The organism is Roseovarius nanhaiticus (assembly GCF_900156535.1).
Taxonomy (GTDB): Bacteria; Pseudomonadota; Alphaproteobacteria; order Rhodobacterales; family Rhodobacteraceae; genus Roseovarius; species Roseovarius nanhaiticus.
On sequence record NZ_FTNV01000001.1, the window covers coordinates 1,992,506 to 2,019,181 of the forward strand.

Consider the following 26,676-nt stretch of genomic DNA (forward strand, 5'->3'; position numbering starts at 1 on the left):
GGCACCATGACGGCACCATTTGACCTCACCGACGACAGCGTTGTCGTCATCATCGGAACGGGCGCTGGCGGCGGCGTTCTGGCAAACGAGCTGGCTCAGAAGGGTGTCAGCGTCGTCGCGCTGGAGGCTGGCGGGCGGTATCTGCCCCAGGATTACATCAACGACGAATGGGACAGCTTCGGCCAGCTGGCATGGCTGGACGGGCGCACCACATCGGGCGACTGGCGTGTGGCCAACGATTTCTCGGGCCTGCCCGCATGGATCGTCAAGGCGGTCGGCGGCACCACGACCCACTGGGCGGGCGCATCCCTGCGCTTCCAAGAGCACGAGTGGAAGGCCAGGACGCATTACGGCGCGGTCGAGGGCGCCAACCTGCTCGACTGGCCGATAGATGCCGCCGAGATGGCGCCCTATTACGACAAGGCCGAAAAGAAGCTGAATGTCACGCGCACCAATGGCAATGCGGGCCTGCCGGGCAACAACAACTACAAGGTGTTCGAGGCCGGCGCCAAGAAGCTGGGCTATGAGGAGGTCAGCACCGGCCGCATGGCGATCAACTCGGCCAATTCCGAAGATGGGCGCATGGCCTGCCAACAGACGGGTTTCTGCTTTCAGGGCTGCAAATGGGGCGCCAAGTGGTCTTCGGCCTATACGGACATTCCGGCCGGCGAGGCGACCGGCAATCTGGAGGTGCGCGAAAAGGCCCATGTGCTGCGGATCGAGCATAACGAAGCCGGCAAGGTCACCGGCGTCGTCTATGTCGATGCGGAGGGCAACGAGCAGATGCAAATGGCCCGCATCGTCTGCATCGCCGGCAACTCGATCGAGAGCCCGCGCCTCTTGCTCAACTCCGCCAGCTCGATGTTCCCCGATGGCCTGGCCAACAGCTCGGGGCAGGTGGGGCGCAACTACATGCGGCATCTTACCGGTTCGGTCTACGGCATCTTCGACAAGCCGGTGAAGATGTGGCGCGGCACGACCATGGCGGGCATCGTCCAGGACGAGGCACGGCACGATCCCAGCCGCGGGTTCGTCGGCGGGTACGAGCTCGAAACGCTCAGCCTCGGCATCCCCTTCATGGCCGCCTTCCTCGATCCCGGCGCCTGGGGCCGCGAATTCACCTCCGCGCTCGACCAGTACGAGAATATGGCGGGCATGTGGATCGTGGGCGAGGATATGCCGCAAGAGAGCAACCGCGTGACGCTCAACACCGATGTGACCGATCAATACGGCCAGCCGGTGCCGAACGTGCATTACTCGGACCACGCCAATGATGTCGCGATGCGCAACCACGCGTATGAGCGCGGTCAGGCGATCTATGACGCGATGGGCGCGACGCGAACCTTGCCAACGCCGCCGTACCCGTCGACGCACAACCTGGGCACAAACCGCATGTCGGAAAAGGCGCAGGACGGCGTGGTCAATCGCTGGGGCCAGACCCATGATATCGCCAACCTCTTCGTCTCGGACGGCTCGCAATTCACCACGGGCGCGGCGGAAAATCCGACGCTGACCATCGTGGCGCTGGCCATTCGCCAGGCGGACCGCATCGCGGACGAGATGGGCAAAGGCAACATCTGAGCCGTTGGTTCGTAAGTGAGAAAAGGCCCGGCGCGAGAGGATCGCGCCGGGCCTTCTTGGTGGGTTACTGATGTATGCCGCTCAGTGCTGCTTGCTGTTCGTCGCGCGCGGTTTGACCGCTGCACTGCGTGCCGCGCGCTCTCGGCTAAGGATATCTTCGACGGGCAGCGCCTCGAAATCGGCGGTTTGCTCTCGGGCCAGCAACCCGTGTAGCTGCAACTCGCTGAAACGCATGCAGCAGACGCGCAGGAACGAGCTGAAATTGCCCATATCATGCCCTTCGTCGATCGACTCGTTGTAGAGTTGATGGAGCAACTGCGGCACGTTCAGATCCTGGCGCTGCGCGATATCCTCGAGCGCGCTCCAGAAGATCTGCTCGAGCCGGACAGAGGTGACCATGCCCTCCATGCGGAATGACCGCGTCACGCTTTCCCACAGCTTGGGATCGGCCCCGATGAACAAACGGCACATGACAATCCTCCCTGAAAATCCTGTTTACATGCTAGCTGGCGGCACAGGTTCGGCCAAGAGATCTTTTTGCGCAAACGCGCTGCGCGCTTGATCCTGTCCAGCGCCCCGGTGCATGAGGGTCGGGCCGGTGGATCAGAGCCGGAAACGGCGAAGATCGCAGTGATGAAAGGGGCGCAAGACATGGCGGATCTGGTGATGGAGCGGCCCGGCGATCTGCCTGACTGGCCCGAAATCTGGTTCCTGCGGCACGGCCAGACCGAATGGAACCTCGAGGGTCGCATCCAGGGCCGCCTCGATTCGCCGCTCACCGAACTGGGACGCGCGCAGGCCATCGGGCAAGCGGCACTGATCCGCGATATCGCCGCCCGTGTTGCCGCCGGGCCGGGCGGGATCTACGCCTCACCGCTCGGACGCGCGCGGCAGACCGCCGCGCTGGCCATGCCGGAACACAGCGCAATCATTGACGACCGGCTTGCCGAAATCGACACCGGCGAATGGGAGGGTCAGCGCAAGGCAGATCTTCCGCAGGGGCCGAACGACTTGGCACTTTATTCTGCGGCGCCGGGCGGCGAGGGTCTGGCAGCGCTGATCACGCGTCTGCGCGCCTTCGGGAATGATCTGCGGGGGCCCAGCATCGTTGTGGCGCACGGCCTTGCGGGTCAAGTGTTGCGCGGCCTCGCCACGGGCCTTGCGCCGGACGAGATGGGCCTACAGGACAATGTGCAGGGTTGTCTTTACCATCTGACGGACGGACGCGCGCAACGCATCGACCCGGCATGACTCAAGAGGCGACTCACTGCGCAGGCGGATGACCCGCCAAGGTGTAGGATACTGGCTGCGCGCTGCACGCTAGCCCTTGCAGGGGCGCAAGGATGCCGTTAATTCAGGCGGCGCGGGTGGTTAGCTCAGTTGGTAGAGCGTTTCGTTTACACCGAAAATGTCGGGGGTTCGAGCCCCTCACCACCCACCATTCCCATTATATTACAATGCGCTACGCCTCATTTTTGAAGTGAAATTTGTTGACATCCGAGCGGCCCGCGCCTGATATTTGCATTTTGGCCTTTCCCAACGGCAGGGTGTGCGCTACGCAGGTCATGCTTCGGTCCGGGATGTCACAGACCTGGATAATAGGGAACGCGGTTCGGCACATCATCGCCAAATCCGCGACTGCCCCCGCAACTGTAGGCGGTGAGCGAAGCCGGACTTACGTCACTGCCGCACATTCGCGGTGGGAAGACCCGGCCAAGCGTTGACCCGCAAGTCAGGAGACCTGCCGAAGTGTTCACCCTGTCCGGACGCGGGGCGCGTCATGGGCAACGGATCCTTCCGTTGTGGTGGCATTCTCGCCGCCTGCGGAAGCGTACGACGCTTCTCCGCATGCAAGACACGCATCATCGCCCCCTTTTTGAATAATGGGCGATTCCGGGGACTTCACCTATGAAACGCATCCTACTGACATCCACCATTCTCACTGGGGCATTGGCCCAGTCTGCGGCCGCCCAGCAGACCTTCGATCTGGGCACAATTGTCTTTAGCGCCGCGGCGCAGCCCATCGAGAAATTGCGCTTCGGCGCTTCGGTCGAGGTGCTCGGCGACGGCGAGCCTGTCGGGGAGGATGGAGATGTAGAACTCAAATCGTCGCTCCAGCGGTTGCCTGGCATCACCGCCGAGCAGAATGGCCCTCCTGGAACGACGACAAATGTCTCTATTCGTGGCGCGCAAGAGCGCTACACCTCGGTCTATGTCGATGGCATCAAGGTGAATGATCCCTCTTCGACGTCGGGTCAGTACGGTAATTTCGGCGGGTTTTCCGTTGCAGGTATCAATCGGGTCGAAGTCCTGAAAGGCTCTCAGTCAGCACTTTATGGCGGTTCCGCAATAGCAGGTGTGATCGATATTTCCACTTTACCAGATTTGGATGGGCCCCTGGGAACGCAGCAACAGGCCGAGATCATGTTCGGCAGCTACGGTACCTTCGCAAGCTCCTATGCCTTCAGCCGAACCTTTGATCGTCTGAGCTTGTCATTCGGTATCTCGCATGCGGAGAGCGATGGGTTTTCGGCAGGCGACGAAGCGCGCGGCAACACCGAGGACGACGGCTACAGCAGCGACCGCCTCAGCTTTGGTGTGGCTTATCAGGCCAGTGAAGCTGTCCGCATCGGATTCAACGGTTTCTACTCCGAGGGCCGCGCCGAGTTCGACGAGGGAACAGGCGTCGGGCCGGTTGACGGAACTCCCGGCGACGAGCTTGGGAAACGCGTCGAGCGGGGGCTGCGACTCTTTACGGACATCGACCAAGGCGGCGCTTGGACTCATCAGGCCTCAGTATCTTACTTCGATGTTGACCGCAGGCAATCTTCGGGCACAGTTGCGCCCGGCAGCTTCAGCGCCTTTTCTAGCCGCTTCGAGGGCGAGCGCCGTCGTCTGGAATGGCAGTCCAACGCAAATATCAGTGACCAACTCGACCTGAGTTTGGGTGCGGATTACGAGAAACTCACGTCCAAATCGACATCTATCCCAGGTGGGAGTGCCAGCACCGAAAATATCGGGCTATTTGCAGAAGCGATCTATAGCCCCCGTGATGATCTCGATGTGGTCGCTACCTTGCGCTATGATGATAATTCGCAGTTTGGAGACAAGACAACTGGACGCGTCGCCGTCAGCTATCGTGCGACGGATGCGCTGACCATTCGCGGCGCCGTTGCCAACGGTTTCCGGCCCCCGGTTCCGTCCGAGCTTTTCAGCTCGTTCCCAGACCCGCTCTATCCATATCAGGGCAACCCGAATCTAGCGCCTGAAGAAAGCCAGAGCGCCGAGATCGGTTTCGACCTCGCTTTGACCAGCAACACTGAGATCAGCACGACTCTGTTTTACAAGGGAATTGAGAATCTCGTCCAATTCGCGCCATGCCCCGTAACGATCGATTTTGTACTGTTCTCTTGCGATCCAGGCACCTTCTCTACCGTGCGGAACACGCCCGGGACCACAAACTACCAGGGTTTGGAGTTCGAGCTTCGGCATGAATTCTCCGATAGGCTGGAGGCGACGTTGGCTTATACATATCTGGACGCTCAGACATCGGCGGGCGCTTTATTGGCGCGCGTGGCAAAACATGAAATCTACGCCAGCTTGGATGCGGCGCTCTCCAATAGGGTCAACGGACGGCTTGGCGTCACACATGTCGCAGATCGCGCGCCTGACAGTAGTCCGGCGCAGGCGCTAGCGGATTACACTGTCGTCGACTTGGGTTTCGTCTACGAAATTAGCGAAGATGCCACGGCTTACGTCACGCTTCAAAACGTCTTTGACGAGCAGTACCAGCAGATTGCCGGGTATGGCACTTCGGGCCGGGCAGTGTTTCTGGGGCTACGTGCTTCCTTTTGATCGCATACGCACCATCGTTGCTTTTGCTTTTTTTGCAGGGGCAACGCCGGGCATGCCGCACGCGGTTGCGGCGCAGACGCCGCAGCGCGTGGTGTCGATCAACCTCTGCACCGATCAGCTGGCCATGCTGCTGGCAGCAGAGGATCAATTGGTCTCGGTCAGCCGTATCGCGCTTGATCCGCGCGTGTCGCCCATGGCGGAGGAGGCGCAGGCCTATATCATCAACGCGGGCCGAGCCGAAGAAGTGCATGCGCTGACGCCCGATCTGGTCGTCGCGGGCGTTTACACGTCGCGCGACACCATCGCCATGCTGCGACGCCTCGGTATCGAGGTGCAGCAGTTCGATATCGTGCATTCGCTGGACGATGTGCGCGAACGCATCCTCGAAATGGGCAAGGCGTTGGGGCAGGAGGCCCGCGCCGAGGCGATGGTGGCGCGCTTCGATGCCGACCTCGCCCAGCTTAAGGAAACGCGTCAGGGCGGCGATGCCCCTCGCGCGGCGCTCTACTATGCTAATGGCTATACCTCCGGCGCCAAATCTCTGGCCACGGATATCCTGAACGCAGCGGGCCTGCGCAATGCACCAGCCGAGGCGGGTTACGACTGGGGCAAGCTGCCGCTCGAGATGCTGGCCATGCTGGACCCGGACATCGTCATCACCGCGCGCCGTTACCCCGGCGGCAGCCGCGCGGAGGAGGTGATGGATCATCCTGTCGCGCGCGGACTACGCGGGCAGGGGGCTGGCATGAGCGATCAGGATTGGGTCTGCGGCACTCCTTTCGTGCTGCGCGCGGTGCGTGACATGGCCGAAGCGCGCCGCGCCTATGACGCGGGCCGTCCGGATGCCGCCGAGTGAGCCGCGTGATGATCCCTCTGGCGCTTGGCATGCTGGCGCTCTTCGCAGCGTCGCTTTTGATCGGGCCCGCCACGATTGGCATTGGCGATAGCCTTGTCGCCCTATGGCGCGGCGGGGACGGCCCCGAGGCCATGGTCATGCGCCAGATCCGCCTGCCGCGCGCTATCCTGGCCGCATTGATCGGGGCTAGCCTCGGTCTCGCCGGGGCGGCGATGCAGGGTTACTTGCGCAATCCTCTGGCCGAGCCGGGCCTGATCGGCGTGTCCAGCTCGGCGGCCCTTGGCGCGGTTCTGGCCATCCAGACGGGGCTGGCCGCCGCCTTCACGCTGGGCCTGCCGCTTGCGGCACTGGCCGGGGCGCTGGCGGGTGTCGTGCTGGTCATGGCGCTGGCCGGGCCGCGGGGTGGGGCGCTCACGCTGATCCTGGCCGGCATCGCCATATCCGCGCTTGCCGCCGCGCTGACCTCGCTTGTGCTGAACCTTTCGCCCAATCCCTTTGCCGCGAACGAGATCGTCTTCTGGATGATGGGCTCGCTCTCGGATCGCTCGATGCTGCATGTCTGGCTGGCGCTGCCGCTCTCGTTGATCGGCTGGGCGCTGCTGGCAACCCTGGGCAGGGGGCTCGATGCGCTGACGCTGGGCGAGGATGCGGCAGGGGCCATGGGCATCAGCCTCACGCGCATGCGGCTGGTGCTCGTGATCGGGACGGCTTGTGTCGTGGGCGCGGGCACGGCGGTGGCGGGGGCCATCGGCTTTGTTGGGCTGGTGGTTCCGCACCTCTTGCGCCCGCTTGTGGGCGCGCGGCCCTCGCGCCTTCTATGGGCGTCGGCGCTTGGCGGGGCGATCATGCTGCTTGCCGCCGATATTGCCGTGCGGCTTATCCTGCCGTCGCAGGATCTGAAGCTGGGCGTGCTGACCGCCATCGTCGGCGCGCCGGTGTTCCTGCACCTTATCTTCAAGACGCGGAAGGACGGGATATGAGTTTGCTGACGCTCGATCGCCTCAGCGTACGGATGCGCGGCCGTGCCATTGTGTCGGATGTCAGCCTGACGATCGAGCCCGGCGAATTCGTCGGGCTGATAGGCCCGAATGGCGCGGGCAAGACGACATTGATGCGCGCCGCGCTCGGACTGATCCCGGCGCAGGGGCATAGCAGTCTAGCCGCAATGGCACCGAGGGAACGGGCCCGCGCCGCCGCCTGGATGCCCCAGGCCCGCGAAATTGCCTGGCCCGTGACCGTCGAGACGCTGGTCATGTTGGGCCGCGTGCCGCATTTGGGCGCGGGTCAGCGCGCCAGTCCCGAAGATCGCGCTGCAGTCGATGCCGCCATCGCTCAAATGGGCCTTCAGCCGCTTCGGGGCCGGGCCGCCACGCGCCTTTCGGGCGGCGAGGCGGCGCGCGTGCTGATCGCGCGGGCTTTGGCGCAGCAGACGCCTCTTTTGATGGCGGACGAGCCGACGGCGGGCCTCGATCCCGCGCATCAGATCTCGACGATGGAGACGTTCGCCGCACTGGCCGCAGAGGGCAAATCCTGCCTCGTGTCGCTGCATGATCTGGGCCTTGCGGTGCGCCATTGCACGCGGCTGATCCTGATTGCGCCGCAGAGCGCCATGGAGGACGGGCAGGGCGGCCTGGTCGCCGATGGCGCGCCCGAGGATGTGCTGACACCCGAGAGGCTTGACCACGTCTTCGGGATCGAGGCGGCCTTTCGCCGCGGCGAGGATGGCCCCCTCTTTCAGCCGCTGCGCGTCACCAGATGAGCGGCGTCACCTTGAATGCGCCGTGGCTGGAATTTGATCTGGGAGCGCCGATGCGCGTCCTTAGCTGGGCGGTCCATCGCCCCGGTTTTGTCGAGGCGCGGCGCATCCTCTGGCGCGAAGTGCGCAACGCCGATCTGCCTGCGGATCTCGATGTCGAATCGTGGCTGACAGCGGCCCTTGAGGCGCGGGGCGCGCTGGACGCGGTCACGTTTCTGACATCACGCCACATTGCCTGCCACCATGTGGCCGAGGTGCGGGTCGAGGGCGCGACCGCAACGGCCGTGGCCACTGTCGGGCTGTCAAATGCCGAGGCCATCGGCACCCGGCTCGATCGCAGCGGGCACGAGTGGGGCACGATTAACATTGCGCTGCGCCTCACAACGGCCGAGGCAGGTCTCGAGGGTGGCGGCCTGACCGACAGTGCCATGATCGAGGCGCTCAGCATCGCCGCGTCCGCGCGCACTGTGGCTGTTGCGGAGGCCGGCTACACTCTGCCAACGGGATGCGCGACAGGCACGGGAACCGATTGTATTGCCGTTGCGGCGCCCCCGGGCAAGGTGGCCTATGCGGGCATGCACACCGCGCTTGGCGAGGCTGCGGGCCGCGCCGTGCATGAGGCGGTGCGCGCGGGCGCGCAGGAATGGATGCGTACCGTGCGCAGGACACTCTGAGACGCGGATGAAGCCCGCAAACGTGACGGGCCGCATTTAACGCATTCTGGCGCTTGACGCCTCTGGCGGGGGCCTCTAAAGACGTCGCATCGCGGACAGGGCAACGGCCTGGGACGCGGATGCAGTGGGCGGTTGTAGCTCAGTTGGTTAGAGTACCGGCCTGTCACGCCGGGGGTCGCGGGTTCGAGCCCCGTCAACCGCGCCACCGCTGCTTTTCTCCGAAGGTTTGTTGGCAATGATGGGCCTGTTGGCCCCGGTCGCGGCCTGTCGTGTGGCCACCTTTCGCGTCAAAGCCAGCAGTTTGAAAAAACGCGAACAGCGGCGCAAAACCCGCCGTTTCGCCATTGACGGATACGGTCTGCTCAATTACTCAGCCCACACGCGCGGTTGTAGCTCAGTTGGTTAGAGTACCGGCCTGTCACGCCGGGGGTCGCGGGTTCGAGCCCCGTCAACCGCGCCACTTTCCCTCTCCACTAGGCCTCGTGTCTGCTTCATGGCTTATAGCCGCGCTGCAGGGATCTGTCCGGGCTCAGCGCCTCGGGCCAGCCCCAAATGCGTTCGACCGCGTAAAGAGCGACGCATATCCCAATGATCGCGAAGACGAATTTGACGCGCCCCGCGCTTGGTGGGTTCTGCGCCCAGCGGGTCATCCGCAAGAGCCATCTGCTATTCATGTCCGGCCCTTTGCCCAATGCGCGCGCAACCATGCGGGGCTGCCATGCGTTTGCTGCCATCTGACGCAGTCCGGAATAGTGGCCGCGCCCTTGCCATTTCGCCCCGGTCCACGACATATGGGGCATAATAATGCGATAACATTCCGGAGGCGGCCTTGCCCACCCATTCCGAAACACGTCACCTGCCTTACAGCGCACAGCAGATGTATGATCTGGTCGCCGATGTAGGCAATTACCCAGAGTTCCTGCCATGGACCGCCGCCGCGCGCGTCAAGAGCCGCAAGGAGCAGCCGGACGGCTCGGAAGTGATGGAGGCCGATCTGGTCATCAGCTTCAAGGTCTTTCGCGAGAAATTCGCCAGCCGCGTCGTGCTCTATCCCGAAGAGGGCAAGATCGACACGAAATACCTCGATGGTCCGTTCAAGCACATGATTTCCAATTGGAAGTTCACCGATACCGAGGATGGCTGCACCGTCGATTTCCATGTGGATTTCGAATTCCGCAACCGTATCTTGCAATCGGCGGCGGGTTTGTTCTTCTACGAGGCGATGCAGCGCATCGTGCGCGCGTTCGAGCGGCGCGCAAATGCGCTTTACGGCTGATCCAGCGCCTCGGTGAGAAGGTGCAGCGCGTGATCACGGGCGGCTTGCCGCACCTTGCCGCGGCCTAGCGCACCAAATTCCTGCGTATCTGTGATCACATCACGTCCCTGCCGGGCGACCCCAAAGCAAACGCGCCCTTCCGGCTTGTGCTCGGACCCGCCGGGCCCCGCGATGCCGGTAATGGAGACAGCGAGTTGCGCGTCGGAGGCCGCCAGCGCGCCGCGCGCCATTTCAGCCGCCACCTCGGGGCTCACGGCGCCATGCGCCTCAAGCGTCTGCGGCAAGACGCCAAGAAGCTGTATTTTTGCATTATTAGAATAGGTTACGAAGCCTCGTTCAACCACGTCCGAGCTGCCCGGCACGTCGGTCAGTGCAGCCATGACCATGCCTCCCGTGCAGCTTTCGGCGGCGGCGATCATGACGCCTTTCGCCCGCGCCAAGGCAAGAAGATCGGCCGCGCTCATAGCGCCATGATGCCATGTGCGAGCGCCGCCAGCAGGACAACGCCAAGCGCCGCAAGCACGCCCGCGATCACATCGTCCAGCATGACGCCCATGGCGTCATGGCGCCGGTCGGCCCAGCCGACCGGGCCGGGCTTGAGAATGTCGAAAGCCCGGAACAGCACAAAAGCCGCGATCCAGCCGGGCCAGAGTGCGAAAATGGACGCGCCCACGTGCCACGCGCCAAAGGAAAGCGGCAAAAGCGCGACCCACTGGCCAACGACTTCGTCGATCACCACGCGCGACGGGTCGTGATCCGCGCTGCCGCGCGTCACCTCAGTCGTGGCCCAAAGACCAGCGACAAACGCGGCGATGGCGGCGGCCCCCAGCAGCCAAGGCCCGCCGATCAGGTGGAGAAAAGCCGCCAGCGGCAGTGCGGCCAGAGACCCCCAGGTGCCCGGAGCGGGGCGCAGATTGCCTGCACCCAAGACAGTGGCGATGGCCTCGGCCGGCTTCACCCTGTCACCAGAAGGACGCTGGCCATCGCCGCGATCCCCTCCTCGCGGCCCGTAAAGCCGAGCCGTTCGGACGTGGTCGCCTTGACCGAAACGCGTCCCATCTCAAGCCCCGTCATCTCGGCCAGCGCGGCGCGCATCGCGGCGGAATGGGGGCCGATCTTGGGCTCTTCGCAGACAAGAGTGACGTCCAGGTTGCTGATCGAAAACCCTTTTTCCTTCGTCAACGCAACAGCATGGCGAAGGAAAACATGGCTCTCGGCGCCCTTCCACTTGGCATCACTTGGCGGAAAATGCCGACCGATATCCCCCTCGGCCAAGGCGCCGTAGATTGCATCGCAGAGCGCATGCAACCCCACATCGGCATCCGAATGGCCCTGCAGGCCGCGCGCATGTGGCACGGCCACGCCGCAGAGCGTCACATGATCTCCGGGGCCAAAGCGATGAACGTCGTAGCCCGAGCCGATGCGTATATCCATGCTACCTCTCAGAAGGGCCTCGGCCCGTGCGAAATCAGGGGGATAGGTGATCTTGAGGTTCGAGTCATCGCCCGGCACGATCACCACGTCAAGCCCGGCGGCCCGCGCCACGGCCACGTCATCGGCCGCGTCGCCCGGATGGGCGCGGTGCGCCTCAAGAATGGCGTGCAGGTCAAAGCCCTGGGGGGTTTGAGCCCGGTAAAGACCGCTGCGGTCCTGCATTCCGGTCACGCGGCCATCCGCGCCCGTCCAGAGTGCGTCGGTCACCGGCAGAGCAGGGGCCGCAGCCTGCGCTCCGCCGCGCAATGCCTCAAGCACGCGGTCAATCAATGCGCGAGAGGTGCAGGGGCGCGCGACATCATGGATCAGCACATGGGTGCAATCTCTGCCAAGGGTGCTGGCCGTGATCGCCTCCAACCCGGCGCGGACCGAGTCCGCACGTGTGGCGCCGCCCGCGGTCACGTCAATCCCGGGAGGCGCGGAAAACTTCGCCATATCATCGGGATGCAGGGCGATCATGATCTGTGCGGCTTCAGACAATTCTCGGAACAGACGCAAGGTCCAGTCGATCACGCGGGCACCGGCCAGCGGTTCCCATTGCTTGGGCCGCTCCGTTCCGGCACGGGTGCCGCGCCCTGCGGCAACAATGAGAATAGCGATTTTCATGCCGCAAAGCTATCCTGCCGCGGCGCAGCGTGCAATTCATTGCGCAATGGGACCGCCCCGGATAAATAGAAGGCCGAGCCATTGGGACCGATCCACATGCAGCCCTCGAAAAGTCCGCTCCAGCCCAAGCCAAGCAAGGGTGTTCGCTTGGGCGATATGACCCTCGATCCGCCCGTTCTGCTGGCGCCGATGGCGGGCATCACCGATCTACCCTTTCGCAATCTGGTCTCCAGCTTCGGGGCGGGGCTGGTGGTAAGCGAAATGATCGCAAGTCAGGAAATGGTTCAATCAAAGCCTTCGGCGCGCGACAAGGCCGAACTGGGCCTGGGTGCCGCTGCGACGGCTGTGCAAATCGCCGGATGCGAGGCGCATTGGATGGCCGAGGCCGCGCGCATGGCCGAAGCGGACGGCGCCCGCATCATCGATATCAACATGGGCTGTCCAGCCAAGAAAGTCACACGTGCGGCCGGCTCGGGCGCGGCCGGATCTGCGCTAATGCGCACCCCCGATCATGCCTGCCGCCTGATCGAGGCGGTGGCCGAGGCGGTGCGAGTGCCCGTGACGCTCAAGATGCGGCTGGGTTGGGACGACGCTCTGCGCAACGCGCCTCAAATCGCCCGCATGGCCGAGGCGGCGGGTATTGCGATGGTTACCATTCACGGGCGCACGCGCTGCCAATTCTACAAAGGCCGGGCCGATTGGTCCGCCATCCGGGAGGTGCGCGACGCCGTGCGTATTCCCGTCATTGCCAATGGCGATATTGTCGATCCCGCCTCGGCCCGACAAGCAATGAGCGCGTCGGGCGGTGCGGGTGTCATGGTCGGGCGCGGCGCGCAGGGGCGCCCTTGGATATTGGCGCAGATCGCGCATGAATTGGGATGGGGATCTGCACCCCGAATTCCCCAAGGAAATGCGCTTACTGATATGATTTCAGAACATTACGAGGCGATGCTCGCCTTTTATGGCAAGGAGTTGGGCGCGCGTGTGGCGCGCAAGCATCTGGGTTGGTATCTGGAGGGCGCCGATCCTGGGCTGAGGCGACTGGTCCTGACGGCAGACGGCCCCGACAAAGTCTTGGGCCTTATCCCCGCCGCCGTGGCCAGCGGCGCCAGGTTGGCGGCATGAGCCGGGATCATGACGCCCTCTGGGCGGTGCTGCCGGTGCCCGCGCTGCTTCTCGATGCCAAGGATTGCACCCGGCAGGCCAACCCGGCGGCCGAGATCTTTCTCAACGCGTCCGAGCGTGCGCTCGTAGGGCAGCCGATCTGGCCGCTTCTGGACATGGACGCGCCCATTGCGCCCGCGCTGGCGCGTGCCCGCGCCGCGGGCGGCCCGCTCTTCATCGGCGACGTCTCCGTCAGCGCCAGGGGGCATCCTCGCATGCAGTGCAGCGTGCAGATCGCGCCGTACAATGCGGATGCGGATCAAGAGCTGATGCTGATGCTGATCACCCCGCGCGAATTTTCGGGCCAGATGACGCACGATCCGCGGGCTCGGCCAGCCGAGCGCGCAGCCATTGGCATGGCTGAAATGCTGTCGCACGAGATCAAGAATCCGCTGGCGGGCATCACCGGCGCGGCGCAGCTGCTGTCCATGAATCTTGGCCCAGACGATTGCGAGTTGACCGACCTGATTGTCAGCGAAAGCCGCCGTATCGCGGCGCTGCTCCACCGGGTCGAGAGCTATGGCAACATCCCGCCCCCGCGCTTTGCCTCCCTCAACGTCCATGACGTGCTGCGCCGCGCGCGCCAAAGCGCGTCATTGGGCCTTGCCGCCGATATGCGCATTGTCGAGGCCTACGATCCCTCACTGCCCGAGGCGTGGGCGGATGCCGATATGTTGCTGCAAGTTCTGCAAAACCTGATCAAGAACGCGGCCGAAGCGGCGGGCGCCGAGGGCGGGACGATCACATTGCGCAGCGCATTCGAGCAAGGCGCGCGCCAGCGCGGCGCCGATGGCTGGACCGCGCCCTTGCCACTACAGATCGAAGTGATCGACGACGGTCCCGGCGTGCCGCCGGATCTGGCGACCAGCCTATTCGAGCCTTTCGTGTCGGGCCGCGAGAACGGCACCGGTCTGGGCCTCGCGCTGGCGGCGCGGATCATGGCGGCCCATGGCGGCTGGATCGGGGCCACATCGCGGCCCGGACGCACCGTGTTTCGCCTGTCGCTGCCGCTTGCTGCCCATAAGGAGGAGACAGTCTGATGGACGGCACCGTTCTGATCGCCGATGACGATCGCACCATCCGCACGGTCCTTAGCCAGGCACTGACGCGCGCGGGCTGCAAGGTGCACGCGACATCCAGCCTGACCACGCTGATGCGCTGGGTTGGCGAAGGGATGGGCGATGCGATCATCTCGGATGTGGTCATGCCCGATGGCAATGGGCTGGAAATGCTGCCCAAGATCGCGGCCGAGCGTCCGGGTCTGCCGGTGATCATCATCTCGGCGCAAAACACCGTCATGACCGCCATTCGTGCGACCGAGGCCGAGGCATGGGATTACCTGCCCAAGCCCTTCGATCTGCCAGACCTGATGGCCCGCACGGCCCGCGCGCTCGACAGTCGCCGCAGCGCGCGCGCCCCGGCGCCCGAACAGCCGCCCGAGGCATTACCTCTTGTCGGGCAAAGCGCGCCGATGCAGGCGCTGTTCCGCGATCTGGCGCGGGTCATAAACTCGGATCTGCCCGTCTGGATTGCCGGCGAGTCGGGCACGGGCAAGTCCCTTGTCGCGCGGGTGATCCACGACGTATCGGACCGCCGCCGCCGCCCCTTCGTGACCATTGGCCCCGGCGATCTGGCCGGTCCTGCTGCGCCGGCTCAGATTCTCGATCGGGCGGGCGCTGGCACCATCGTATTGGACGGTCTGCAGGATTTCACAGCTGATGCACAGTTGGGCGCGTTGATGCTGATCGACGCCGCCGCGCGCTCCGAGGCGCCGCCGCGCCTGATCGGAACGGCGCAAAACGCGGACGACCTGCGCAGTGACCTCTATTACCGTCTCGCAGGCGCCGTGATCGACGTGCCGCCGCTGCGCGAGCGGCGCGAGGACATCCCGCTCCTTGCGACGCATTTTCTTTTTCTTGCCGAAGAGACGGGCGCGCCTGCACGCCGCCTTGCCCCGGCTGCGCTCGACGCGCTGCGCGCCCATGACTGGCCCGGCAATCTGCGCGAGTTGGAGCATGCCGCCCGGCGTCTGGCCCTATCGGCCCGCGTGCCGGAGATCGCCCGCAGCGAGGTGGACGCGCTTTTGGCCGCGCGCTCAGCGGCGCCGCAGGCGCCCGCCGCTGCCGCCATGGCCGAAACGCTTCCCCAAGCGGTCGCCGCCCATGTTCAGCGTTATTTCGATCTGCATGGTCAGGACTTGCCGCCCGCCGGGCTCTATGCCCGCGTTCTGCGCGAGGTCGAAGCACCACTTTTGCGAATCGCGCTGGACTCTGTGGGTGGCAATCAGGCGAAATGCGCCGAGCTTTTGGGCATAAATCGCAATACTCTGCGCAAAAAGATGACCGATCTTGATATTGAGGTGACACGCCGCCGCAAGTTGATGTAAAAGCGCAACATGACTGTGGCGCAAATGGGAGCTTTCCCGCCCGCGCCACCACATCTGGTAGGCCCGAGGGTGATCGGGTCGATGCGCTGGGGGGTGCGAGTGGCCGCAAGGACACGCAAGATGGGCTGGGAGCGGATCTCGCGTCTGCGCCGCGCCAAGCGTTTTCAGACCGCTGCCACGTTCGGACTGGTCGTTCTGGGCCCTGTCCTCGCGCTTGTCACCTATCTCGTCATGGGCCCGCTCGATCAGGATGCCCAATCCGATGTGCTGCGCATCGTTCTTCTGGCCGATCTGATCTACGTCATCGCAATCGCTGCGTTGGTCATGCAGCGCGTGGTCAAGATGGTCTCTGCCCGGCGTTCGCAAAGTGCTGGATCGCGCCTGCACCTGCGCCTGACCGGCGTGTTCGCCATCATGGCCCTTTTGCCCACCATCACGGTCGCCGTCTTTGCCACGCTGTCGGTGAACATGGGCCTCGAGGCTTGGTTTTCCGACCGGGTCGGGCGGGTGGTCAGCAATTCGGTCGCCGCCGCCGAAGCCTATGAGGACGAGCACCGCCGTGATCTGATCATCGACGCGCAGGCTGTCGCGCGGTTTCTAGAGGATGTGAAACAGCGCAGCGTTTTTCTCGATGACGGCGACATCCGCCAGATCCTGTCGGAAGGCCAGCGCGAGATTCAGCGCGGCCTCCGCGAGGCATTCGTCATCGACGGCACCGGCGAGATCCGCGCCCGCGGCGAAAGCTCGTATCTTTTCGACTACGAAGAGCCGAGCGCCGAAACGCTGGCGGAGGCCCGTGAAGAGGGTCTGTTGATCATACAGGATTGGGACAACAACGAGTTCCGCGCGCTCATTCCACTCGAAGGCTTTGCGGACCGCTATCTCTATGTCAGCCGGAATGTTGACGGCGACATCCTGAACCTGCTGGACGAGACCAAGGAAACCGCGAATTTCTATCAGCAGCGCGAGAGCGAGCGGGGCAGGGTGCTCTTCGAGTTCGGCCTGCTCTATCTGGGCTTCGCCGTTATTTTGATCCTCGCCGCCGTCTGGCTGGGCCTGTGGTTCGCCGAGCGTCTGGCGCGTCCCGTGGGCCGCCTGACCAGCGCGGCGCAGCGCATCGGGGCCGGCGATCTGGATGTGCAGGTCCGCGAGGAGGAGGGCGATGACGAGATCGCGCAGCTATCGACCTTCTTCAACCAGATGACGCGGCAGCTGAAAGGCCAGCGGGCGGCGCTTTTGTCCAATACCGAGCAGATCGAGCGGCGCAGGCGCCTCTTCGACTCGGTGCTGGGGTCCGTGTCGTCGGGCGTTGTCGGCCTGGATGCCAAGGGGCGCATCACCTTCGTCAACCGTGCCGCCGAAAAGCTGCTCGACTGGCAGGAGGACCGTCAATCTGTCGATTTGTCAGTCGCGGTCCCGGAATTCGCCGAACTTTTCAAACGCCTGCGCAAAAGCGCGGGCGGCTTCGTTCAGGATGAGATTCGCGTCACGCGCGGCGGCGAACAGGAGAGCCTGCTTGTCCGCATGTCCACCCGCCGCACCGAGGCGGGCAAGCGCGAGGGTTATGTGGTTGCCTTTGACGACGTGACCGATCTGGTCAGCGCGCAGCGCATGGCCGCCTGGGGCGACGTCGCGCGGCGCATCGCGCATGAGATCAAGAACCCGCTGACGCCCATCAAGCTGTCGGCCGAGCGCACACAGCGCAAATTCTCCAAGCTGCTGAGCGACGAGGATGCCGAGAGCCTGACCCAGCTGACCGGCGTGATCGTGCGCCAGACAGATGATCTGCGCCGGATCGTGGACGAGTTCAGCAAATTCGCCCGCATGCCCGAACCTCAGCGCAAGCCCGAAAGCTTGACGCGCCTTCTACGCGAGGCGGTTCTGCTGCAAGAGGCGGGCCAGCCGGATGTGCGCATCGAGACCGATCTGGCGGACGTGCCCCTTTGGGCCGATATCGACGCGGGGATGATCTCCCAGGCGCTGACGAACCTCATCAAGAACGCCGGAGAAGCAACGGAAACCTTCATCGAAAAGGGCCTGGCGCCTGAGGGCTATCAACCCGTGATCCGCGTGCGTAGCACCCACGCAGAGGGCCGTGCCGAGCTGAGCATATCGGACAATGGCACCGGCCTGCCGGAAGACCGCTCGCGCCTTTTCGAGCCTTATGTGACGACGCGCGACAAAGGCACCGGACTGGGCCTGCCCATCGTCAAGAAGATCATCGAAGAGCATGGCGGCACCCTCAGCCTGATGGACGCCGCCCCCTTTGAGGAGGGCGCGCATCAGGGCGCCATGGCCGTGATCCGGCTGGATTTGACCGAAATGATTTCAGAACAGGAAAGCGCCGACAAGGCGGTGGGAGCATGACACGCATGAGCGACATTCTGATCGTGGACGACGAGCGGGACATCCGCGAACTGATTTCCGACATTCTGCAGGACGAAGGCTATACCACGCGCCTTGCCGGCAATTCCGACGATGCGATGGCGGCAATCGCCGCCGAGCAGCCGGGCCTTCTGGTGCTGGATATCTGGCTGAAGGACAGCAACATGGATGGCATCGACATCCTCAAGGCGGTCAAGCGCGACTACCCCGAGGTGCCGGTTGTCATTATCTCGGGGCATGGCAATATCGAGATCGCCGTCGCCGCGATCAAGCAGGGGGCTTATGATTTCATCGAGAAGCCCTTCAACATCGACCAGCTGATGGTCGTGATCCGCCGCGGCATGGAAACCAGCCGCCTGCGCCGCGAAAATTCCACCCTTAAACGCCGCGAGACGACGCCCGCCGACATGCTGGGCGACAGCGCCGTTTTTCGCGCGCTTCTGGGCCAGTTGGACAAGGTCACACGCTCGAACGGGCGCGTCATGCTCTCGGGCCCGGCGGGCGCGGGCAAGGAACTGGCGGCGCGATATATCCACGTCAATTCGGGCCGCTCGGGTGCGCCCTTCGTCACCGCGCCCTGCGCCTCGATCGAGGCCGAGCGCATGGAGGAGGTGCTTTTCGGCCGCGAGAGCGAGGAGAAGGGCATCGAGCCGGGCCTTCTGGAAGAGGCCAATGGCGGCGTGATCTATTTCGACGAGGTCGCGGATATGCCATCCGGCACGCAGTCCAAGATCCTGCGTGTGCTGGTGGATCAGCAATTTCTGCGCGTGGGCGGGTCCGATAAGGTGCAGGTTGATCTGCGGGTCATCTCCTCCACTTCCCGCGATCTGGAACAGGAGATCGCCGAGGGCCGCTTCCGCCGCGAGCTCTATCACCGGCTGAACGTCGTGCCCATTGCGGTCCCTTCGCTGGAAGAGCGGCGCGACGACATCCCGCTTCTGGCGGAGTATTTTATCGAAATGCTGAACAAGACCCAAGGTTTGCCTTTGCGCAAGCTGGGCGCCGAGGCGCGCGCGCAGCTTCAGACGATGTCTTGGCCCGGAAACGTGCGCCAGCTGCGCAACGTGGTCGAGCGGGTGCTGATCCTCGGCGATGGCGCGGGCGAGATCGAGGCGCGCGAATTGCCGGGCGAAACCGATAGCGCGCCCTCGGATGGCCGCGTTGTCCTTTCCGGCTCTCTTTCGACAATGCCGCTGCGCGAGGCACGCGAGGCGTTCGAGCGAGAATACCTGCTGACGCAAATCAACCGCTATGGCGGCAATATCAGCCGCACCGCGGAATTCGTCGGGATGGAGCGGAGCGCATTGCACCGCAAGCTGAAATCATTGGGAGTCGTGACCTCATCCAAGGCGGGCGCACGCACGGGCTAGGCGCCAGGACCGCAGTGGCGCGACACCAGAACATTTGACCCCCCCGAGAATGTCAGGCACACCCTGCTTTGCGGATTTGAAAGGCAGGGCATGAAGGTCATTATTTGCGGCGCGGGGCAGGTCGGCTGGCAGATCGCGCGGCACCTCTCGGGCGAGAATAACGATGTGACGGTTGTGGACAACAACCCCGATCTGGTGCGCCGCGCCACCGATACGCTGGACGTGCAGGGCCTGTGCGGCTTTGCGAGCTATCCGGACATTCTCGAGCGGGCGGGCGCGCGCGATGCGGATATGATCATTGCGGCGACGCATTCGGATGAGGTCAACATGGTGACCTGCCAGGTCGCCCATTCGGTCTTCGCCATCAGCCGCAAGATCGCGCGACTGCGCAGCCAATCCTATCTGGATGCGATCTATTCCGACCTCTACCGGCGCGACCACATGCCCATCGACGTCGTCATCAGCCCCGAACGGGAGGTGGCCGAGGCCGCGCTGCAACGCCTTGCCGCACCTGCCGCCTTTGATACCGAGAAATTCATGGGCGGGCACGCGCAGCTGATGGGCCTGCGCCTCGACGATGATTGTCCGGTCGTCAACACGCCGCTGCGCCAGCTTTCCGATCTGTTCTCGACCCTGCGGGTCGTCGTTCTGGCGGTGCGCCGCGATGGGCGGCTCTTTGCGCCGGAGGCGGGCGATCAGCTCTTTGTCGGGGATGAATGCTATGTCTTTGCCCCGAACGAGGATATCCCGCGCACGCTCGAAGTCTTCGGCAAGAAGGCCCACAAGCAGGAACGTGTTGTGGTGTTGGGCGGCGGTAATGTCGGCCTTGCCGTGGCCACGGCGCTCGAGGCGAAAGGGCGCGGCATTCGCGCCAAGGTGATCGAGCGCGATCGCCGCATCGCCGAGCGGGCCGCCGACGCGCTGGAGCGGACCATCGTTCTGAATGGCGACGCACTGGACCGGACCATCCTGACCGAGGCAGGCATCGGCAAGGCCGACGCGGTCCTTTGCGTAACCGACGACGACAAGACGAACCTTCTCGCGGCCGTGCGCGCCAAGTCCGAGGGCTGTCCCTTTGCCATTGCGCTGATCAACGATCCCACGCTCATCCCGCTGCTAGAGCCGATCGGCGTCGACGCCTATATCAACCCGCGCGCCACCACGGTCAGCAGCATCCTGCGCCATATCCGGCACGGGCGCGTGCGCGGCGTCTATTCCATCGGCGACGCCGAGGCCGAGGTGATCGAGGCACAGGTGATGTCCACCTCATCCATAGCGGGCAGCATGATCCGCGACATCGATTTTCCCGAAGGGGTTCTGGTGGGCGCCGTGCAGAAGGGGGGCAAGATCCTGAAACCGACCGGCGCGCTGCGCATCGACGAGGGCGATGTGATCGTGATTTTCGCCATGGCCGCGGATGTCGAGCGGGTGGAGCAGTTGCTTCAGGTCTCGATCGACTTCTTCTAACGGATGAGCCGTCGCCCCCGTCTCTTGCGGCAATCGCCGCTGGCCCGGATGCCGCTGATCCTAATTCTTGGCGCCATTGCCTCTGCCGCGATGTTCGTGCCTGCATTGCATGCGCTGGCACAGGGCAATCATACCGTGTCACGCAGTTTCGGCTACTCGGGCGCGCTGGGACTCGTGGTGATCGGACTGATCGCGTTGGCGATGGGTGGCAATGCGCGGCGTGAGGCCAGTGATCTGGACAACCTGATGTCGCTCAGCCTGGCCTTCATCGCGCTGCCTGTCTTCCTTGCCATCCCGTTCTACGAGGGATTGCGCACGACCACGTTTCTTAACGCCTATTTCGAGATGGTGTCGTCCATCACCACCACCGGGGCCACGCTGTTCGACAAGCCGGGGCGCCTGACCGGCAGCCTGCATCTGTGGCGCGGCATGGTGGGTTGGATGGGCGGCCTTTTGATGTGGATCGCGGCCTCCGCCATCCTCGCGCCGCTTAACCTCGGGGGGTTCGAGGTGACGGCCACGGCCGAGCCGGGGCAGGGCGACGATCAGCAGGGGCGCTTCCAGCGCGCGGGCTCGGGCCGGCGGGTCTGGCAGGTGACCTCGGCGCTGGCGCCCATTTATATCGGGCTGACCGGCGCGCTGTGGCTGTTTCTGGCCATCGGCGGCGACCGCCCGCTTGTGGCACTGATCCATGCCATGTCCACAATGGCGACCAGCGGCATTTCCCCAATTGGCGGGGTCGAGCGCGCGGGCTCGGGCATCGGCGGCGAGGTTGTGATCTTTTTCTTCATGATGTTCGCCCTGTCGCGCCTGACCTTCTCCGCCGACACCGTTACCTCGGCCCGTCCAGGCCTGCATAACGATCCCGAGTTTCGCCTCGGCATGCTGATCGTGCTGGGTGTGCCCCTGCTTCTCTTCTCGCGGCACTGGATCGGCGCGGCCAGTGCGGATCAGGTTGAGGATATTCCCCAGGCGCTGAGTGCGCTTTGGGGCGGCATGTTCAGCGTTGCGTCCTTTGTCACCACGACCGGCTTTGAAAGTGCGCATTGGGACATCGCGCGCGACTGGTCGGGTCTTGGCACGCCAGGGCTGATCCTGATGGGCGCCGCCCTGATCGGCGGCGGTGTCGCCACCACGGCGGGCGGGGTCAAGCTTTTGCGGGTCTATGCCCTGTACCTCAATGGCCAGCGCGAGATGGAGCGTCTGGTCCATCCCAACTCGGTCGGGCGGGCAGGCGCGCGCAGCCGCCGGATGCGGCGGCAGGGTGCGTTCGTCGCCTGGATCTTCTTCATGCTTTTCGCCATGACGCTGGCGTTGGTGACGGTCGTTCTGGCCGCGCTGGGGCTGGAATTCGAGCAGGCGATCATTCTCGCCATCGCGGCGCTTTCGACCACGGGGCCGCTGACCCAGATCGCGGGTGAGGTGCCCATCGCGCTCAACCTCATGGCGCCGGGGGCCAAGCTGGTCGTCTGCGCCGCGATGGTGCTGGGGCGGCTCGAGACTCTGGCAATCATCGCGCTCATCAGCCCCAGCCTCTGGCGCGACTGATCGCACGGCGCCGCCAGCCGCCACTCGCAAGTTTCCGCCATTTGGCCAAACCCCGGCAGTCATTTGATTTTAGGGCTGGAAACTCTGCGTATGCCGCTCCATATTGGGGACTATCACATTCAGAAACCCGAAATGCCGGTCCGCGGCATATTACAAGAATAATGGATTTTGGGGACCAATATGGCAACTGACCGTCAGAACCTGCAGGACGCTTTTCTCAATCAGGTGCGCAAGACCAAGACTCCGGTGACGGTGTTCCTTATCAACGGCGTGAAATTGCAGGGTGTCATCACCTGGTTCGACAATTTCTGCATTCTTCTGCGCCGCGACGGTCAATCCCAGCTGGTCTACAAACATGCGGTTTCGACCATCATGCCGTCGCAGCCCATCAGCCTTTATGACGGTGATGATGCGGCCTGACCGGCGCACAAGAAAGCCATTACATGATTGACGACGACGAGTTCGAGCTGCGTCCCGACGCGGATGGCAGCTATGACACGCGTACCCGCGACACCCGCGCATGGGTGGTGCATCCCGATATCTGGAAATCCGGCGGCAATGCCCGCAAGCCTGAATTGGCGCTGGAAGAAGCCGAGGCACTCGGTCACGCGCTTCCGGGGCTAGAGGTGCTGGGCGGCACCGTCGTGCGTCTGCCCAAGGTCCATCCCGGCAAGCTTTTCGGCAAGGGCAAGATCGCGGAGCTGAAAGCGCATTTCGCCGCGCATGAGATTGAGCTGGTGCTGATCGACGGGCCGGTCACGCCGGTTCAGCAGCGCAATCTTGAAAAAGAGTGGGGCGTCAAGATCCTTGATCGTACCGGCCTCATTCTCGAGATCTTCAGCGACCGCGCCGCAACCCGCGAGGGCGTGCTTCAGGTGGAAATGGCCGCACTCAGCTATCAGCGCACGCGCCTTGTCCGCGCCTGGACTCACCTCGAGCGCCAGCGCGGCGGCCTTGGCTTTGTCGGCGGCCCCGGCGAGACGCAGATCGAGGCGGACCGCCGCGCGATCGACATGCAACTGGTGCGCCTGCGCCGCCAACTGGACAAGGTTGCCAAGACGCGCACGCTGCACCGTGCGGCGCGGGCCAAGGTGCCGTTTCCGATCATCGCGCTGGTCGGCTACACCAATGCCGGGAAATCGACGCTGTTCAACCATCTGACGGGCGCCGAGGTGATGGCCAAGGACATGCTGTTCGCCACGCTCGATCCGACGATGCGGCGCATCGCGCTGCCCGGCGGCGGGCCGGAGGTCATTCTCAGCGACACGGTGGGTTTCATCAGCGATCTGCCGACCGAACTGGTCGCCGCCTTCCGCGCCACGCTGGAGGAGGTGCTGAGCGCCGATATCATCTGCCATGTGCGCGACATCTCGCACCCCGAGACCGAGGCGCAGAAGAGCGATGTCGAAGCCATCCTCGAAAGCCTCAAGGTCAGTGCGGACGTGCCGCGTATCGAGATCTGGAACAAGATCGATTTGATGCCCGCCGACGAGCGCGCCGCGCTGATCAACATCGCCGAGCGAACCGAGGGGGTTCAAGCGCTCAGCGCCATCACCGGCGAGGGGATGGAGGCGCTTATCAGCCGGATCAGCGTGATGGTCATGGGCGATGCGCGCGTCGAACAGATCGAGCTGAGCTATGCCGAGGGCCGCAAGCGCGCTTGGTTGCACGAGCAGGGCGTGATCGAGGACGAGGCGCAAGGCGAGGAGGGCTATCAGCTGACCCTCCGTTGGACGCCGCGTCAGCGCGCTGAATTCGACGCGTTGAAATAGGTTATTCGCCCTGGGGCGTCAGTACCGTGATTCCCACTGCCCCGGCGCGGGCCAGCTCCGGATCCAGCGACATCGGGATGTATTCGCCGCGCCGCCAGAGCTGCGCCAGATCGTCATAATGGCGGCTGAGGAAATGGCCCGATTGCCCCGTGGACACGATAAAGACGCTGCTGCCGGGATCCGCAAAATCATAGACCCCGCGATAGCCCGCTGCATGAACATTGGTGAAGGGCGCGTCTCCGGTGCCCGATGTGCGCCCGCGCTGGAGCGTGTGATCGCCGCCGCCGGTGGATTGGCGGATGTTCACGAAATAGCGCAGGCCGGGTACCGTGCCCAGAACAGGATGGTCCTGCGCCGCCTGATGCGCGTCGCCCCAGCGCAGCGATTCCAGAGCAGTGCCGTAGCGATCCGTTATCCAGACCAGCGCATCATCCAGCGCGAGGCGTGATATGTCGGTGCAGGTCTCGACCGGGCTGGATTGCTTGACGTCGCACCAGGCTGATGCGCCGTCGACATCTCGAAAGACACGCTCGACAAAGACGGGATCGGTATGGGTGAACTCGTCCGCAAGCGGCCCCAATTCGTCCTGGATCAGACGCTGACCCAGTGCGCGCAGCCATGCGGCATAGATCAGCGGTTCGGGGCGGTGCTCGTTCATCTCACCATTCCACTCGGCCAGCAATTCAAGCGCGCGCTGGCGCAGGCGCTGTGGCGTGCCTTCAGGCGCACTTTCGCCTGTGAACCACAGATCGGCCCCGATCAGAGGCAAGAGTGAGCGGGCGGTGAAGCTGACCGTGTCCAGCTGCGCTTCGACAAAACTGTCGCGCGTGTGCACCTCGCGGCCCTGCATCAGGCGCTGCCAGCGGTGGATGCGCTGCGTGTCGCCCCAGAGGTGGCTGACATGGCTGGGAAAGGGGCGGTCGACGATCTTGTTGTTCGTATTGCCCAGGATGCCGCCCGGCGGGTCGACGAATTCGGGATTGGCCGAATAGGGATAGCGCCCTTGCCAGCGGTTCTGCGGCAACCAGCCGCGGCTGGGCAGGCGCCCTTCGGTGTCGTGCGCCGCACTGCGCCGGGGCATGGCGCCGACCAGCTTCATCGCGATGCGCCCCTCGTCCACAACGGTCAGGATCTGCGCGGGTGCCACGAAATTCTCGCCCGCGGCCAGCGCCTCTTCGATGCTGCTGGCGCGCATCAGGGCGATCCCGGCGCTCATCGTGGTGTCGCGCGGACTGAGCGCGGTCCAGGCGACGCTGGCGACATGGCCCGGCGGCGTGATGGTGCCAAGCCCGTATTGCGAGCCGGGCAGCACCGGGCCGTTCTCGGTGCGCCGCAGGGTCAGCGTCACAGGCGTCTCGCCCGCGATGGTGATGATGCTGCGACGCGTCTCGAATTCGGCCCAGCCGTCCGGTGTTTTGTATTGGTTTGGATTGTCGGGATTGATCCTCTCGATATGCACGTCGAGATCGTCCAGATAGGCCGAGGTAATGCCCCATCCCAGCCGGTCGCTGCGCCCCGAGAGGACCAGCGGCACACCCGGGATCGTGGCGCCGATCACACCGCCCGAGGCCAGCTCGAGCCGGGCCAGATACCAGATCGAGGGCGCGGTCAGACCAAGATGCGGATCGTTCGCCAGAAGCGTGCCGCCCGAGGCCGAGCGCGCAGGTGCGGCGGCGAAGGCATTGGACGCACCTGAAAGGTTGGCCGGCGCGATGGGCGACAGCGGATCACGGGGCAGGCGGGGCACCTCGGCAAAGCGCGGTAAATCGCCGGGCTCGAAATACGAGGCGTATTTCGGCAGTGCGGCAATCCCGCTGCCGGGCGCGTCGGGCATGATGTCCTTGAGCCGCTCGGGATCGTCCAGGGCCAGCGAGGTGCGCGCGCGCAAAACCTCGTTTTGCAGATGCGGCGACAGCTGGACCGCCATCAGCTTTATGATGGCGATGGAATCGGCAGGCACCCAAGGCGCGATGGGCGCGTTGAAAAGAAACATCTCGGGCGCGCCACGGCCGAGGGCGCTGTCGTTGATTTCACTGAGCCGCGCGTTGACGCCGCGCGCATAGGCATTGAGCGCGGCGCGCGTGGCGGGATCCTGCCACTGGAGCGAGCGACGCGCGGCGCCGTAGATGTCAAAGCGGCGGAGCAGCTGGTCGATGGCCAGGCTGCGCTGCCCGAAAACCTCGGACAGGCGCCCCTGCGCGCTGCGCCGCAGGATGGTCATCTGCCAGAGCCGGTCCTGTGCATGGGCATATCCCAGCGCCTGAAACACATCCTCTTCGGATTGGCCGAAGATATGGGGCACATTGGCATTGTCGCGCACGATCTCGACCGGGGCCGAGAGACTGGGCACGGTCAGTGTCTGATCGTAATCGGGCAGGGAGCGCGACAGCAGGAAGTAAAGACCAAGCGCGGCCAGCACGGCCAGTACCACCAGTGTACCCGCGATCCGCAACAGCCATTTGAACATCAGTGCCATGCTATGCTGC

At 64.3% G+C, this 26,676-nt stretch carries 23 protein-coding genes, 3 tRNA genes and 1 riboswitch; of the genes, 20 read left to right on the forward strand and 6 right to left on the reverse strand.

The genetic code is table 11. The annotated features are described in order from the left end of the window. Nucleotides 1-6 precede the first annotated feature (6 nt). The gene (locus BW975_RS09685; protein WP_076532996.1) at nt 7-1,581 is read left to right on the forward strand and encodes a GMC family oxidoreductase; all 1,575 of its coding nucleotides are present in this window, start codon (nt 7-9) and stop codon (nt 1,579-1,581) included. An 81-nt stretch (nt 1,582-1,662) separates the two neighbouring features. Here BW975_RS09685 and BW975_RS09690 read toward each other — a convergent pair whose 3' ends face one another. Beyond that, on the reverse strand, nt 1,663-2,052 hold the full coding sequence (locus tag BW975_RS09690) for a ribbon-helix-helix domain-containing protein (RefSeq protein ID WP_076532998.1): 390 nt from the start codon (nt 2,050-2,052) through the stop codon (nt 1,663-1,665). 162 nt (nt 2,053-2,214) lie between these two features. On the opposite strand from BW975_RS09690, the gene BW975_RS09695 reads away from it, so the two are divergent. The 9 genes from BW975_RS09695 (at nt 2,215) to BW975_RS09735 (ending at nt 9,182) form a co-directional block, all read left to right on the forward strand. Continuing rightward, a complete protein-coding gene (locus BW975_RS09695; RefSeq protein ID WP_170846525.1) occupies nt 2,215-2,832 on the forward strand; it encodes a histidine phosphatase family protein in 618 nt (205 codons plus the stop codon). 114 nt (nt 2,833-2,946) lie between these two features. Beyond that, a tRNA-Val gene (locus BW975_RS09700) sits at nt 2,947-3,022 on the forward strand. Between the two features lie 113 nt (nt 3,023-3,135). Further along, nucleotides 3,136-3,344, forward strand: a riboswitch (cobalamin riboswitch). A gap of 145 nt (nt 3,345-3,489) precedes the next feature. Next, nucleotides 3,490-5,436: a TonB-dependent receptor plug domain-containing protein gene (locus tag BW975_RS09705; protein WP_076533000.1), complete on the forward strand. Its 1,947-nt coding sequence runs from the start codon at nt 3,490-3,492 to the stop codon at nt 5,434-5,436. 52 nt (nt 5,437-5,488) lie between these two features. Continuing rightward, complete coding sequence (locus tag BW975_RS09710) at nt 5,489-6,292, forward strand: ABC transporter substrate-binding protein (RefSeq protein WP_076533002.1); 804 nt, start codon at nt 5,489-5,491, stop codon at nt 6,290-6,292. 8 nt (nt 6,293-6,300) lie between these two features. Then, on the forward strand, nt 6,301-7,272 hold the full coding sequence (locus tag BW975_RS09715; RefSeq protein ID WP_092746219.1) for a FecCD family ABC transporter permease: 972 nt from the start codon (nt 6,301-6,303) through the stop codon (nt 7,270-7,272). Continuing rightward, nucleotides 7,269-8,051 (forward strand): ABC transporter ATP-binding protein, encoded by a 783-nt coding sequence (locus tag BW975_RS09720; RefSeq protein ID WP_076533007.1) that lies wholly within the window; start codon nt 7,269-7,271, stop codon nt 8,049-8,051. Before BW975_RS09715 ends, BW975_RS09720 begins: the two co-directional genes overlap by 4 nt. Next, nucleotides 8,048-8,722, forward strand: coding sequence for an adenosylcobinamide amidohydrolase (locus BW975_RS09725; protein WP_076533009.1), 675 nt, complete (start codon nt 8,048-8,050; stop codon nt 8,720-8,722). Before BW975_RS09720 ends, BW975_RS09725 begins: the two co-directional genes overlap by 4 nt. 128 nt (nt 8,723-8,850) lie before the next feature. Next, nucleotides 8,851-8,927, forward strand: a tRNA-Asp gene (locus tag BW975_RS09730). A gap of 178 nt (nt 8,928-9,105) precedes the next feature. After that, nucleotides 9,106-9,182, forward strand: a tRNA-Asp gene (locus BW975_RS09735). Nucleotides 9,183-9,213: 31 nt separating this feature from the next. Here the strand turns inward: BW975_RS09735 and BW975_RS09740 are convergent. Further along, nucleotides 9,214-9,396: a hypothetical protein gene (locus BW975_RS09740; RefSeq protein WP_076533628.1), complete on the reverse strand. Its 183-nt coding sequence runs from the start codon at nt 9,394-9,396 to the stop codon at nt 9,214-9,216. Nucleotides 9,397-9,551: 155 nt separating this feature from the next. Between BW975_RS09740 and BW975_RS09745 the strand changes: the two genes are divergently transcribed. Beyond that, complete coding sequence (locus tag BW975_RS09745; protein WP_076533011.1) at nt 9,552-9,998, forward strand: type II toxin-antitoxin system RatA family toxin; 447 nt, start codon at nt 9,552-9,554, stop codon at nt 9,996-9,998. Here the strand turns inward: BW975_RS09745 and BW975_RS09750 are convergent. Genes BW975_RS09750 through BW975_RS09760 form a run of 3 tightly spaced genes read right to left on the reverse strand, consistent with a single transcriptional unit; the run spans nt 9,989 to nt 12,098 of the window. Then, nucleotides 9,989-10,462 carry a CinA family protein gene (locus BW975_RS09750; RefSeq protein WP_076533013.1) on the reverse strand — a complete coding sequence of 158 codons (474 nt, stop codon included), beginning with the start codon at nt 10,460-10,462 and terminating at the stop codon, nt 9,989-9,991. The genes BW975_RS09745 and BW975_RS09750 overlap by 10 nt on opposite strands. Further along, nucleotides 10,459-10,956, reverse strand: coding sequence for a phosphatidylglycerophosphatase A family protein (locus BW975_RS09755; protein WP_076533015.1), 498 nt, complete (start codon nt 10,954-10,956; stop codon nt 10,459-10,461). Before BW975_RS09755 ends, BW975_RS09750 begins: the two co-directional genes overlap by 4 nt. After that, nucleotides 10,953-12,098 (reverse strand): bifunctional 2-C-methyl-D-erythritol 4-phosphate cytidylyltransferase/2-C-methyl-D-erythritol 2,4-cyclodiphosphate synthase, encoded by a 1,146-nt coding sequence (locus BW975_RS09760; protein ID WP_076533017.1) that lies wholly within the window; start codon nt 12,096-12,098, stop codon nt 10,953-10,955. The genes BW975_RS09755 and BW975_RS09760 overlap by 4 nt, the downstream gene beginning before the upstream one ends. Before the next feature lie 156 nt (nt 12,099-12,254). On the opposite strand from BW975_RS09760, the gene dusB reads away from it, so the two are divergent. The 9 genes from dusB to hflX all read left to right on the forward strand — a co-directional run bounded on the left by dusB (nt 12,255) and on the right by hflX (nt 24,190). Further along, complete coding sequence (dusB, locus tag BW975_RS09765) at nt 12,255-13,223, forward strand: tRNA dihydrouridine synthase DusB (RefSeq protein ID WP_092746218.1); 969 nt, start codon at nt 12,255-12,257, stop codon at nt 13,221-13,223. Continuing rightward, on the forward strand, nt 13,220-14,302 hold the full coding sequence (locus tag BW975_RS09770; RefSeq protein WP_076533021.1) for a two-component system sensor histidine kinase NtrB: 1,083 nt from the start codon (nt 13,220-13,222) through the stop codon (nt 14,300-14,302). Before dusB ends, BW975_RS09770 begins: the two co-directional genes overlap by 4 nt. Then, nucleotides 14,302-15,648, forward strand: coding sequence for a response regulator (locus BW975_RS09775; protein WP_076533024.1), 1,347 nt, complete (start codon nt 14,302-14,304; stop codon nt 15,646-15,648). The genes BW975_RS09770 and BW975_RS09775 overlap by 1 nt, the downstream gene beginning before the upstream one ends. 120 nt (nt 15,649-15,768) lie before the next feature. After that, nucleotides 15,769-18,015, forward strand: coding sequence for a sensor histidine kinase NtrY-like (locus BW975_RS09780; RefSeq protein ID WP_076533026.1), 2,247 nt, complete (start codon nt 15,769-15,771; stop codon nt 18,013-18,015). A gap of 5 nt (nt 18,016-18,020) precedes the next feature. Continuing rightward, nucleotides 18,021-19,403, forward strand: a complete 1,383-nt coding sequence (gene ntrX / locus BW975_RS09785; RefSeq protein WP_076533630.1) for a nitrogen assimilation response regulator NtrX — start codon at nt 18,021-18,023, stop codon at nt 19,401-19,403. Between the two features lie 90 nt (nt 19,404-19,493). Further along, a complete protein-coding gene (trkA, locus tag BW975_RS09790; protein WP_076533028.1) occupies nt 19,494-20,870 on the forward strand; it encodes a Trk system potassium transporter TrkA in 1,377 nt (458 codons plus the stop codon). 3 nt (nt 20,871-20,873) lie between these two features. Continuing rightward, entirely contained in the window at nt 20,874-22,418 is a 1,545-nt protein-coding gene (locus BW975_RS09795; protein WP_076533030.1) for a TrkH family potassium uptake protein, read from the forward strand. Between the two features lie 180 nt (nt 22,419-22,598). Then, nucleotides 22,599-22,838 carry an RNA chaperone Hfq gene (gene hfq / locus BW975_RS09800; protein ID WP_076533031.1) on the forward strand — a complete coding sequence of 80 codons (240 nt, stop codon included), beginning with the start codon at nt 22,599-22,601 and terminating at the stop codon, nt 22,836-22,838. Between the two features lie 23 nt (nt 22,839-22,861). Beyond that, entirely contained in the window at nt 22,862-24,190 is a 1,329-nt protein-coding gene (gene hflX / locus BW975_RS09805) for a GTPase HflX (protein WP_083687038.1), read from the forward strand. Nucleotide 24,191: 1 nt separating this feature from the next. Here hflX and BW975_RS09810 read toward each other — a convergent pair whose 3' ends face one another. Further along, nucleotides 24,192-26,666 (reverse strand): penicillin acylase family protein, encoded by a 2,475-nt coding sequence (locus BW975_RS09810; RefSeq protein ID WP_076533033.1) that lies wholly within the window; start codon nt 26,664-26,666, stop codon nt 24,192-24,194. Between the last annotated feature and the right edge of the window lie 10 nt (nt 26,667-26,676).